The sequence below is a fragment of the Myxosarcina sp. GI1 genome, assembly GCF_000756305.1.
Lineage (GTDB): Bacteria > Cyanobacteriota > Cyanobacteriia > Cyanobacteriales > Xenococcaceae > Myxosarcina.
Genome location: NZ_JRFE01000016.1, coordinates 250843 through 263106, shown reverse-complemented (window position 1 = coordinate 263106; position 12264 = coordinate 250843). Strand labels below are relative to the sequence as shown.

Annotated in this window: 12 protein-coding genes; 6 read left to right on the top strand and 6 right to left on the bottom strand. The window is 41.5% G+C overall.

The annotated features are described in order from the left end of the window. Positions 1-228 precede the first annotated feature (228 nt). The 5 genes from pstS to KV40_RS12795 all read right to left on the bottom strand — a co-directional run bounded on the left by pstS (position 229) and on the right by KV40_RS12795 (position 6597). Positions 229-1320, bottom strand: coding sequence for a phosphate ABC transporter substrate-binding protein PstS (gene pstS, locus KV40_RS12815; protein ID WP_036481839.1), 1092 nt, complete (start codon positions 1318-1320; stop codon positions 229-231). Positions 1321-1598: 278 nt separating this feature from the next. Beyond that, positions 1599-3197 carry an iron uptake porin gene (locus KV40_RS12810; protein ID WP_036481837.1) on the bottom strand — a complete coding sequence of 533 codons (1599 nt, stop codon included), beginning with the start codon at positions 3195-3197 and terminating at the stop codon, positions 1599-1601. A gap of 410 nt (positions 3198-3607) precedes the next feature. Continuing rightward, a complete protein-coding gene (gene phoU, locus KV40_RS12805) occupies positions 3608-4273 on the bottom strand; it encodes a phosphate signaling complex protein PhoU (RefSeq protein WP_036481835.1) in 666 nt (221 codons plus the stop codon). A 102-nt stretch (positions 4274-4375) separates the two neighbouring features. Then, positions 4376-5707 (bottom strand): cell wall metabolism sensor histidine kinase WalK, encoded by a 1332-nt coding sequence (locus KV40_RS12800; protein WP_036481833.1) that lies wholly within the window; start codon positions 5705-5707, stop codon positions 4376-4378. A gap of 137 nt (positions 5708-5844) precedes the next feature. Further along, positions 5845-6597 carry a response regulator transcription factor gene (locus KV40_RS12795; RefSeq protein WP_036481830.1) on the bottom strand — a complete coding sequence of 251 codons (753 nt, stop codon included), beginning with the start codon at positions 6595-6597 and terminating at the stop codon, positions 5845-5847. A gap of 322 nt (positions 6598-6919) precedes the next feature. Between KV40_RS12795 and KV40_RS12785 the strand changes: the two genes are divergently transcribed. From KV40_RS12785 to KV40_RS12770, 4 genes are all read left to right on the top strand, one after another. Next, positions 6920-8080 (top strand): cysteine desulfurase family protein, encoded by a 1161-nt coding sequence (locus KV40_RS12785; RefSeq protein ID WP_036481825.1) that lies wholly within the window; start codon positions 6920-6922, stop codon positions 8078-8080. 118 nt (positions 8081-8198) lie between these two features. Next, positions 8199-8561: a photosynthetic/respiratory NAD(P)H-quinone oxidoreductase subunit C gene (gene ndhC / locus KV40_RS12780; RefSeq protein WP_036481822.1), complete on the top strand. Its 363-nt coding sequence runs from the start codon at positions 8199-8201 to the stop codon at positions 8559-8561. Then, positions 8558-9286: an NADH-quinone oxidoreductase subunit NuoB gene (gene nuoB, locus KV40_RS12775; RefSeq protein ID WP_036481819.1), complete on the top strand. Its 729-nt coding sequence runs from the start codon at positions 8558-8560 to the stop codon at positions 9284-9286. Before ndhC ends, nuoB begins: the two co-directional genes overlap by 4 nt. Then, on the top strand, positions 9279-9830 hold the full coding sequence (locus tag KV40_RS12770) for an NAD(P)H-quinone oxidoreductase subunit J (RefSeq protein ID WP_052055604.1): 552 nt from the start codon (positions 9279-9281) through the stop codon (positions 9828-9830). Before nuoB ends, KV40_RS12770 begins: the two co-directional genes overlap by 8 nt. A 106-nt stretch (positions 9831-9936) precedes the next feature. Here KV40_RS12770 and KV40_RS12765 read toward each other — a convergent pair whose 3' ends face one another. Next, the gene (locus KV40_RS12765) at positions 9937-10713 is read right to left on the bottom strand and encodes a hypothetical protein (RefSeq protein ID WP_036481817.1); all 777 of its coding nucleotides are present in this window, start codon (positions 10711-10713) and stop codon (positions 9937-9939) included. A 318-nt stretch (positions 10714-11031) separates the two neighbouring features. Between KV40_RS12765 and nei the strand changes: the two genes are divergently transcribed. Further along, complete coding sequence (gene nei / locus KV40_RS12760) at positions 11032-11865, top strand: endonuclease VIII (RefSeq protein ID WP_036481814.1); 834 nt, start codon at positions 11032-11034, stop codon at positions 11863-11865. Between the two features lie 120 nt (positions 11866-11985). After that, entirely contained in the window at positions 11986-12249 is a 264-nt protein-coding gene (purS, locus tag KV40_RS12755; RefSeq protein WP_036481812.1) for a phosphoribosylformylglycinamidine synthase subunit PurS, read from the top strand. The last annotated feature ends 15 nt before the right edge of the window (positions 12250-12264 follow it).

Sequence of the window (12264 nt, the reverse complement as noted above, 5' to 3'; positions counted from 1 at the left end):
TAGGTATGAGTAATCGAGATTGAATTAGCTCTAACTCTACTAATGACTTACTAGCAACCACCAACAAAAAGCTAGTTGATTTATTCATGAGAAAATTGATTGAAATGACTACATCTAAAAAAGTGGTTGAATTAATTGTGCAAATAAAAACTCCGTCACCTATTTGGAACGGAGAAAAATCAAGAAAAACAAAATTATCTAGTTTTAAACTGAAATCTAAAACCCAATCTATTGAGCCTGAATAGTTTCTAGTTTTGCTTCTACTTTTTGCACCACATTATCGGGTAAAGGTACATAACCCAACTCTTCAGAATAATCTTGCCCTTCTTCTAACGACCAAGTAAGAACATCTTTTAAAGCTTGCAGCTTTTCAGGATCGTTATAGTTTTCGTATGCTAAAACCCAAGTATAAGTAACAATAGGATAAGATTCATCGCCTTCAGGATCGGTAATAAAGGCGCGTAGGTTATCTGGCAAGGTAACAGCTTCGAGAGTTTTGCTAGCAGACTCTACTGAAGGAGCGATATAGTTCCCTGCTTGATTTTCTAAGCTAGCTGTAGGAATGTCTTGCTGTTTGGCGTAGCCGTACTCTATATAGCCAATCGAACCTTCGGTTTGTAAAATTTGAGCGGTAACACCTTCATTTCCTTTAGCACCAATACCCACAGGCCATTCTACTGTTTTACCGCTACCTACTTGTTGTTCCCATTCAGGACTAATTGCGCTGAGGTGTTGGGTAAAAACTCCAGTAGTACCACTACCGTCAGAACGATGCACTACGTTAATTTTAGTATCGGGTAAGTTGGCATCGGGATTAATTTCAGCAATAGCTGGATCGTTCCAGTTAGTAATGTTACCTAACAAAATATTTGTATATACATCTCGCGATAGCTGGAGATTTTCAACATCAGGAAGGTTGTATCCCAAGACGATACTGCCAGCCGTCATCGGTAACAGGGCTACTCCACGTTCGACCTGTTGCATTTCTTCATCCGTCATTGCTACATCGCTAGCACCAAAGTCTACAGTATTTTGAATAAACTGTTCTACTCCCGCACCACTACCAACAGATTGATAGGTTACTTGTACATTGGGATTTACTTTGTTGTATTCAGAAAACCAGCGTTGATATAAAGGTGCGGGAAAACTAGCACCAGCACCTGTTAGAGATGCAGAAACATCACTTCCTCCCGAAGAAGTTCCACCTTCTGATGAAGGCTCAGTAGGAGATTGACCGCCGCCACAGGAAGTAAGACTGACAGTAACGGCAATTAGAGGGGCAAACCATAGCTGTCGTTTGGAAAAAATTGCGGAAACCATATATTTTTGTCTTTCGTTCGTTATGTTTGTAATTTGAATTAAATTTTCGCGATTGACTAAAAAATGCTAATTCCTTCGCTGGGATAACCTTTTTGGTCGGTAGTCTTACTAATTTTTGAAGATCTTTACCAAAATAACTTTCGCTAGTTATCCACAAGTAAAAATTAGGTAAACAAAAGATTAACAACCTGCTAAAAAACTGTTTAGGGTGGACATTGTCCACCCTAATTTTTGTCTGTATGATATTTAGCTGAAATAAACCAGTAACGGCACTACTTTTAGAAGGAGAAAGTAGTACGAATTACGCCTACGTAAACTTCGTCAGCATCTTCATCGTGGTTGGGATTGAAGACTACATAAGCACCAGGAGTGATTAAGATATTGTCGTTAAGAGGGAATTTATAAAGTGCCTCAACGATGTAGGAAGTATCTATGTCTTCTGCAATGCCTGCTTCATCGGTAGTGAATTTGGGAGGTTGACCGCCAGCAAATGCTAACACGGCACCTTCTCTACCAAAGTCAAGAATAGAAACGTTAGCACCCCAAGTCCAGATATCTCCACTTGCGTCACCGCCTTCTAACTGTTCGGCATCGGCATAGCCACCAAAACCAGCAATGACAAAACGTTCGCCCAAACTATAGGTAACAGAACCACCAAACTTGTTAGCAGCAGTAGCTACCTCGCCAAATGGTTCGGCGGCAGCTCCGTTAACTGTACCTCCAGAGAGATCCACGCTATCACCAGTTTCGTAACTACGAATATAGGTCAAAGCTAAATCTAGATTCTCGATGGGAGAAAATTCAACTTGTCCACCTGCACTGAAAGAACCATTGTATAGACCTTCACCATCTGCAGGATCGTTGCCATTATCAGTTAGATACAAACCAGTTACGGTAATTCTATCGTCTAACAAACTAGCGCTAACGCCAGCACCAGCACCTTCAGTACCTCTAAGTACGAGAGGATTGCGGCGGTTAAAGCGAGACAAAGCACCAGTACCGCTACTTTCTAGAATGGGGTTGCCGACAGCAAGAATGTCATATAGATCGAGACTGTTAGCTCCAACCCAAACGTTCAGCCTTTCGCCTACCGGGAAGCGATAGTACAAATCGTCGAGGGCAATATTGTTACCACCACCAGCATCAAAACCAAGACGAGTTGAATCGGTACCAGTAACGTCGCTACGCAAAATATCGTCGAAGTTACCTGCTTCTAATCTAGTCCGCAAACGGTCTTCACCAAAGAAACTGGTATCGAAGTTCAAGCGGACGCGATCGCCGAAGGTAGTCTGCGAGTCAACCTCTTCACCAAAGGCTTGCTGAACAGAGAAAATTGCTTCTCCACTCAGTTTAGTAGTAGTAGAAAACTGATTGTCTTCTAAGAAAGCGGTACGGCTTTCGATATTATCAATACGACCGCCAAGAGTAGCTAGTTCTGCTTCAAACTCCTGAGCGAGACGATTCATCGTGTCTAAATCTTCTCTGGTAACGGCTTCAGAAGAAGCAATCAAACGCTCGATTTGATTTAAGCAGGAGTTTAAACCAGCAGCAAATTCATAACGGGTTAGAGCCTGACTGCCGCGATAGGTTTGATTGGGATAACCAGCAATACAGCCATAGCGGTCTACTAAGCTACGGAGAGCTTCATAAGCCCAGTCGGTAGGTGATACGTCGCGAAGCTGGTTGACGTTAGTTACCTGAGACTGGGAAGAAGTAGAGTTATTTTGGTAGCGATCGATCCGTTCTAAAGTTTCGTTTACCGAACTGTCGTTACCATTTTCGGGCAGTGCTTGAGCATTTGCCCCATTAGCAGTCAAAAGAGAAGCGGCAAATATTGCAGGAGCAACTTTCAAAGTTTGCCAAAATAATTTACTCATCTGTAATCCTCACACCTAAATTGGATTTCTATTTACAAAACAGTAGTTTTAGTTACCACGTAAATATATTGTCTATGCTTGACAATATATTCAATAATTTGCCTACTAAAATCGACCGATGGTCAGATTATTTTTTGGCATAAGTGGCTTGAAAAACAACTTTGTTTCGATCTCTAACCATAAGCGGTTAAATTACTATTTTCTGTGATTTAGATCGTCTTGACGTAAATTATCACAGAAGTTAAACCAGATAAATTGCCTTGCAGTTATCTGTATTCATCATCGATTTTAATTTAAAAAGCTAAACTGGCGGTAATGTCAAGTTTAAGCAAAGCTTAAACGTTGGTTAAACAGTTGCGATCGGCTTTGCCGCTGGCTGCGCTAACCGCGTTCTGTCGGTCAGATACCGCTCAATTTCTCTGGCCCGTAACTATATATGAAACTCGTTGACCGATATTGGTAGCATGGTCTGCCATTCGTTCCAAATGGCGTGCGATTAACGCTAAAAGTAAGAACGGCTCTACTACTCCTTGAATATCTTTTTGATATGCCAGAACTTCGTACAGGTTTTCATAGGCATCATCTACCGTATCGTCCAAATCTTTGACTCTTTTGCCTGCTGTAGCGTCGAGATCGGCAAGAGCCACCAAGCTAGTAGCTAGCATAAACTGAACGTGTTCGGACATTAGTTCGATTTCTTTTAAAGAATCGTGAGGCGGATACTTGACTAATTTTAAAGTCATTTCGCTGATGTCTTGAGCATAATCGCCAATTCTTTCTAGATCGCGCACCAACTGCATAAAGGCACTTAACAACCGCAGATCTTGAGCGACGGGTGCTTGTAGAGTCATTAAAGCAGCACAATCTAGCTCGATTTGACGATAGTAAGCATCTATGCGCTTTTCTAAATAAGTAATCTTTTTAGCAGCTTCTAAATGACGCTGAAACAGGCATTGGTGACTCAAGCGCAAGGACTCTTCTACTAAAGCTCCCATACGTAAAACGTCTTGCTGAACTCTTTTAAGAGAACGCTCTAGTTGATTGGAATCCGAACGATTAGCTTGAGGTAATGACACGGGTTGTTAAAATCCTACTATATAACATGATAGTTCTCCTCTGTTGATAACAAAAAAAGTTTAAGATTTTATTAGAAATAGTATTGTAAATTACTAAACCAACTAAATTTTTGCGGGTTTTTCAGTAGGCAGAGTAACTTGTAGCCAGGCACCTCCAATTTTAGGGTCATTTTTAGCACAGATTGAGCCGCCATGAGAACGAATAATTTGTTGAGCGATCGCTAGCCCCAAACCACTACCGTCTCCATTTGACTGAGTTTCGGGCAATCTGATTCTCAAGCGAGATTTGTCTCCTCGATAGAGTCGCTCAAAAATATAAGGTAGATCGGATTCTGAAAAACCTCTGCCAGAGTCAATTACGTCAATAGTTATTTGCTCTATGTCAGTTTTGGTAGCTGGTTGCAGAGTAACTCTAACAATAATTTCTGTTTGAGGAGGGGTGTGTTTGATAGCGTTATCTAATAGATTTAGCAAAACCTGAATCAGGCGCGAGCGATCGGCGGCAAGAGATATATTGGTAGTACCAAAATAAGTTAGAGCTACCTGTTTTTTGTTGGCAATCGGTTCTAAAATCTGCCAAACTGACAAAATTAGCTGATGTAAATCGAGGGTTTCGTATTTAAGAATGCGATGGGGTGCTGCTTCTAATTGAGTTAAGTCGAGCCATTGGCGAACTAGTTCGCTCAGACGATTAGTTTCGCGCAGCATTTGTTCTACCCAGCGTCGTTCGGGATTTTGTAATCTAGTCAGTAGATTTTCTGCTACTAGAGAAATTGAGGTTAGAGGCGTTCTAAGTTCGTGAGTCAGATCGGAAAAAGTGCGATCGCGCGACTGAGACAATTCTACTAACGGCTGGCGGTCGAGGAGAAAAACGCCTACCTGTTCGTTAGGTAAGGGAAAGCCAAAGCCCTGAAGGGCAATTGATTCGACAATTTTAGTTGAGGCAGCAGAGTCAGATGTTGCTTGAGTTTCTTCGTCGTTAGCACAACGGGTAAAGTAATAAGTCCATTTTTTTTCTTGAACTTGCTGTAGTTGACGAGTCTGTTCGATCAGGCGATCGAGATCGTACGAACGTACTAGCTCTAGCAACAGACGGATTCGGTCGGCTCGCCGATAGTCTATTTTTAGCAATTGTCGTGCCTGTAGATTGCAGCCTAAAAGTTGATTCTCGGCATCTACCTGGAGATAACCAACAGGTGCCCGTTCGATTAACTGCTGCCAGACTTCTCGTTCGCTTTCTAACTCTCTGCGTCGTAAATCCAGTTCGTTCAACCTGCGCCGCACCTGAGAAATTATCGGTAGGGCAACTGTAGGCTCATCATTTAAGGCAAAAGTAGCTAACAGCTTGCGCAGCTTCTGTTTGAATTTGTATTGCTGCCAAGTACAAAATGCAACTCCTAGTAATAGTCCCAAGCAAAACTCTACGGCAGCCATTAGTTTTTTTTAGTCCTTGTGTAACTTCGATTTGCTCTACGTTACTAATCATATTGACAACTAGACTAAAATTCTACTGAATAGCTTTTTATGATTGCCGCCTATACTAAATATTTATTTTAATTAAATATTAGATATTAACCAAAACGATATCCAAAACCGCGTACGGTTATAAGATATTCTGGCTGGCTCGGTTCTAATTCCAGCTTTTCGCGCAGCCAGCGAATATGAACGTCTACTGTTTTAGTATCTCCCAAAAAATCAGGTCCCCAAACCTGCTCGATTAACTGCTCTCGCGACCATACTCGGCGCGGATAACTCATAAATAGCTCCAATAGCCGAAATTCTTTAGGTGATAAATTGACTTCGGTGCCTCGAACTAATACCCGACACTCCTGGGGAAAGAGACTGATATCTCGATATTTTTGGACTGGAGTTGAGGATAAATTGCTGTATCTCTGGCGACGCAATAGCGCGCGACAACGAGCAACTAGTTCGCGCATACTAAAAGGTTTAGTTAAATAGTCATCTGCTCCTACTTCTAAACCTAAAACGCGGTCTGTTTCACTGCTTTTGGCACTGATTACCAAAATCGGGGTAATATCTCCTTGATAACGCAATAAACGGCAGATATCCAATCCGTTAACCTCGGGCAACATTAAATCGAGAATAATTAAATCGGTAGCTAGCTTAGTTTCAGAAGAGTCGGGATTTTGCAGCAAATTCAAAGCAGCACGTCCATCCCTAACCTTTTTAACTTCATAACCTTCTGCCTGTAGCGCGACCTCGATCATTTCTCCGATTAATTCTTCATCTTCTACTAATAAGATGCGGTTTTTCTGAGCTAATTCGGATTCAGAAGCAGCGCGTTCGAGTTCTAGAGATAGCATAAATAGATATTTTTAATTGTCCCTATGATTACATATACACTAAGATTGTCGATTGTAGATTAACTAAGCTGAAAAATTACTTATAATATACATACTCGACTCACCTCAATTATTTACTCGAACTTCGTCTTAGCAGACAAAAGAACATTCTAAAATTAGTAAAAGTTACAGTAGCTTGATATTTTGAATATAAATTTTTTGTACAGCTACTTTCTTGGTATTTATTTACTTTGTCAGACAACAAAGTTAGAACGATCGAATCGCGATCGCTTTTTAGATCGCGAGTTAATTTACTTCTCAATGTTTACAAATCGCTGAATTGATGCAAATTTATCTCGATCGCAGCGCGACTACCAAACCCCGTCCAGAGGCGATCGCGCTAGCGCAACAAGTTATGAGCCAACAATGGGGCAATCCTTCGAGTTTGCATGGGTGGGGGCAACAGGCAGCAACACGATTAGAAGCTGCTAGAATTCAGGTAGCTAGCTCGATCCACGCTGCACCCGAATCAATTGTTTTTACTTCTGGCGGAACCGAAGCAGACAATCTAGCCATTTTGGGGATAGTACGAAAATATCAAACACCCCAACACATTATTATTTCTAGCGTCGAACATTCGGCGATCGCCAAACCAGTAGAAATCTTAGAGCGGCAAGGTTGGCAGATAACCAGACTGCCCGTCAATTGTCAAGGTAGAGTAGAACCGTTAGATTTACAAGCCGCCATCCGTTCTAATACAGTTCTGGTTTCCATAATTTACGGACAGAGTGAAGTGGGAACGCTACAGCCAATCGATCGTTTAGCTCGAATTGCTCGCGCCAGGGGAATTCCTTTTCATACCGATGCGGTACAGGTAGCAGGCTGTTTGCCCATAAATGTAGAGCAGTTGGGAGTCGATTTGTTGTCTCTGTCGGGACATAAAATATATGGCATTAAAGGTGCGGGTGCGCTGTACGTTCGTTCTGGGATCGAGCTAGTACCGCTTTTAAGTGGAGGCGGTCAAGAATTAGAACTGCGGTCGGGAACTCAGGCAGTACCCGCGATCGCCGCTCTGGGCATCGCTGCCGAACTGGCTGCTGCGGAAATGAGTGCAGAAGTACCCAGATTGATGGCGTTACGCGATCGCCTATTCGATCGCCTAGCCGATTGTACTTGTTTGATACCTACGGGAGATCGCCTGTATCGTCTTCCCCATCACGTCAGTTTTGTTTTGAGCGATCGCTTGGCAGCTAGTGATGTAACTGGTAAAACTATAGTGCGACAGCTAAATCTGGCAGGAATTGGCATCAGTGCTGGTGCTGCCTGTCATAGCGGAAAATTAAATCCCAGTCCCATTTTGTTGGCAATGGGCTATAGCGAAGCAACCGCCAAACGAGGAATTCGTTTGACAATCGATCGCGAAACTACTACAGCCGATATTGACTGGACAGCAATGGTACTCAAGCAGATCTTGAGTCGTTTAATGCCATTAGTATGTTGTTAAACTCACACTTAAAAGGAGTTTTTCTTTTCATCTCTGACCTACTCTCTACTAGAATAAAGAAAAGTAAAGAGATATCATACAAATCGAACACCATCGGCTAAGGAGTAAGAGATAAAAATTGTTTGTTCTCAATGGTTATGAATATTTTTTAGTTTTTTTGCTGCTGTGTAGTGCGGTGCCAGCTTTGGCTCTAACTGCGTCGGCAGTTCTAAGACCAAAAGGCGGTGGTCCCGAAAGACGCACTACCTATGAATCTGGTATGGAACCTGTAGGGGGTGCCTGGATACAGTTTAATATCCGCTACTATATGTTTGCCTTAGTTTTTGTAGTTTTTGATGTAGAAACAGTATTTTTATACCCTTGGGCAGTGGCTTTTAGCCGTTTGGGATTATTAGCATTTGTCGAAGCCTTAATTTTTATTGCTATTTTAGTTGTGGCTTTGGTGTATGCGTGGAGAAAAGGAGCTTTGGAGTGGTCATGACTTCCAATTTATTCGAGCAAGAACAAAAAGAAAAAATTATTAATCCCGTTAGTCCGACTAAAGTTACGCAAGACTTATCGGAAAACATTATTCTCACTACAGTAGATGACCTATATAACTGGGCAAAACTTTCGAGTTTGTGGCCCATGATGTATGGTACTGCTTGCTGCTTTATCGAATTTGCGGCTCTTATCGGTTCGAGATTTGATTTTGATCGCTTTGGTTTGATACCTCGTGCTAGTCCCCGTCAAGCCGATTTAATTATTACTGCGGGTACGATTACCATGAAAATGGCACCTGCGGTAGTACGACTTTATGAAGAAATGGCAGATCCCAAGTACGTTATTGCTATGGGTGCCTGCACTATTACTGGAGGTATGTTTAGTAGCGACTCTACTACAGCAGTAAGAGGAGTAGACAAACTAATTCCCGTTGACGTTTACATTCCTGGTTGTCCACCTCGCCCCGAAGCTATATTTGATGCCATTATTAAGCTACGAAGAAAAGTTTCTAATGAGTCTCTTCAAGAGAGGGCAGCCGCTCTAGAGCAAACTCATCGCTATTACAGTACCGCTCACAACATGAAATTGGTTAGATCGGATTACGACGGTAAGTATTTGCAATCACAAACGCGCCAAGCACCGCCTAAAGAGCTGGCAGAAGCAATGGGAATGCCATTACCAGATACCTTAGAAGAAGCTAAAGAGGAGATAGAGCGTGGCTGAAGAAGAAAAAAACAATAACTCTGAAGAAAATAATTCTGAAGAAAATGCCGAAGCTACTGACATAGTTGAAGCTGGTGAAACTTCTAAGTGGTTGAGCGAAAACGGTTTTGATAACAAACCATTACCTGTAGATGTTAGCGGTGTAGAGTTAATCGAAGTAGAAGCTGAGTTTTTACTTCCCATTGCTACCGCACTATATGCCTACGGCTTTAACTATCTTCAGTGTCAGGGAGCATACGATCTCGGTCCAGGGAAAGAACTGGTTAGCTTTTATCATTTGATTGAAGTTAGCGATGATGCCGAACGCCCGAAAGAAGTAAGACTTAAAGTACTTTTGCCTAGAGATAATCCTAAAGTTCCTTCGGTATATTGGATTTGGAAAGCGGCTGACTGGCAGGAGCGAGAAAGCTACGATATGTATGGGATTGTTTACGAAGGGCATCCCAATCTCAAGCGTATATTAATGAATGAAGATTGGGAAGGTTGGCCCTTACGGAAAGACTATATCTCTCCTGATTTTTACGAATTACAAGACGCTTATTAAAGTCGAATTTTGTTCTTTAACGATTAAATCCTCCCAAATTCGGGAGGATTTTTATTTTAGGCAGCTTTAGAGCAAATAGCCTATATTAATTCTTACTGTTGCCTTTTTATTTAGTAACTTTTTCTTCCTGAAATATTTCTCTCACAGACTGCCATAGTTCTTTTAATAGCTGCTTGAGCTGCCGTTCTTTGCGCGCCGCTGCACCGCCTGTTTCTCCTAATTTTTGCTCGAACTTATCTCTGCGCTGCTTGACTTTGTCGGTAAATAATTCGGGATCTTCTTTAGCTTTTTCGTACCAGGTTTTTGCTTCTTCCAGGTATTTATTGACTTCTTCATAACGCTCCCCATAACGGCTCGATAGGTTAGCCTGTAAAACTGCTAATTGAGCTTTTAGTTGAGCATAGCGTTTTTGTAGTAAAGAAAATTCTTCGCTATCTCTAACGGTGACAACGGCTTCAGCGATCGCCTGAGTAACTTTATCGGATGTAGTATCGTTTTGAGTTTCGACTTCTGTTAGCGCGCCATCAATTTCCTGTTGCAGTTCGTCTTCTTCAGTTGTGACTTGCGCCTGTAAAGTTTGAATTTCTTCTTGAGTTTCAACAATTGCCTTGCGTCTGGCTTCGCTGGCACCGTCAATGGCACCTTCAATTGATGCGGCTAATTCTTCTTTAATTTCGCCAGCTTTTTCCTGGAAAGTTTCCGTAACCGCCGCGATCGCTTCACGAATTAAAGTGGCAATTTCCACTCTACCTTCTTTTACTTCGGTTACGGCTTCAGAAACTGCTTCTCTGACAATTTCGCGAATTCTTTCTGTTTTTAATTCTCCTGTTTGACGAGCCTGTTTGAGCTTGGTAACGATCTGTTCTTTTTTTGATTCAGACATAATTGTTAAATTTGATTGTTAGGGTTAGTTTGAAGACTTCACATGATTGAATGTTGCCTGAAAAAATATTTGGAAGTAAGTAAAAACTAAAAACTAAGTTGAAAAACATACCCAACTATAAAACTCATTCTTAACAGGGCAACATCGTTATATATCTAAACTATCTTTACTGGTTTTAAATTGACATCGCTCTGGAGGTTGAATATTACTTTTATAAGTTTCAATCGCCTATTATCTAATTAAAAAATATCTAATTCTCAACTTCAAACTCATTAGGTTTAATAGAATAAATATGTTTGTAAAAATATTTTATTGATAATGCCAGAAGGTCCAGAAGTAAAGCTAGAGGCAGATAAAATTAGCGACGCGATCGCCTCAGTTCCTGTAGAAACGATTTTTTTTGCATTTGAACATCTCAAACCTTATGAAGCTAAGTTTGCAGGCTGTTTGGTAATAAAAGTAGCAGCTAAAGGCAAAGCTTTGTTAATTCACTTCGACAATCAACTAGCAATTTACAGTCACAATCAGCTTTATGGTAAATGGATGATTCGTCAGGCACATGATTATCCCCAAACCAATCGTCAATTGCGTTTGGCAATTCACAATTTGAAAAAATCGGCTCTACTTTACAGCGCGTCGGATATTGAAGTATTAGATAAAAAAGCGATCGCCACCCATCCGTTTCTCAGTCGCCTCGGATTAGATGTATTAAATGACAGGACAACTTCAGCAGCAGTTGTAGCCAGATTACAAGATAAACGCTTTCTAAAACGTCGTCTTACCGCTTTACTTCTCGACCAGCATTTTTTAGCAGGTGTGGGAAATTATCTCCGCAGCGAAATTTTGTTTGTGGCGCGCGTCCATCCTACTCTGCGACCAATTGACTGTAGCGAACGGCAACTACAGCAGTTGAGCCTAGCGGCGATCGCTATTCCCCAGCAGTCTTATCAAACTAAAGGAATTACCAATGATATCGAACTAGCTGCCAAACTAAAAGCTAAGGGTTATAAACGCCAAGCATACCGCCATTGGGTATTTAATCGCGAAGAAGAACCCTGTTTTGTCTGCGGCACCGCTATTGTCAAAGAAACTTCTGGCGGACGTAGATACTATTATTGTCCGCAATGCCAAGCTAAATCGCAGCCAGTTTGAAACTATATTACTCGATTCAAAAACTATAGTTTTCTAAGTTGACGAGGTTTAAATAAATTGACTCAAGCACGATAAAATTTGAAAGGCGATCGCATTAATTGAATTATTTAAATAAATTTTATGGCTAAATATCAGGCTCGCGTTTATGTTACCTTGCGTCCTTCGGTTCTCGATCCTGCGGGAGCGGCGGTGGAGAATGGAATCAAACAGCTTGGTTATGAAACAGTTGAGAACGTTAGAATTGGAAAATACATCGAACTCAGTTTGTCTGCGACGGATGAAGCAGAAGCCAGACAGCACTTAGATCGAATGTGCGATCGCCTGTTGGCAAATACCGTCATCGAAAATTACTGTTTTGAAGTGACCGAACTCGCTACAGTTTAAAAGTTTAGTAGAAAG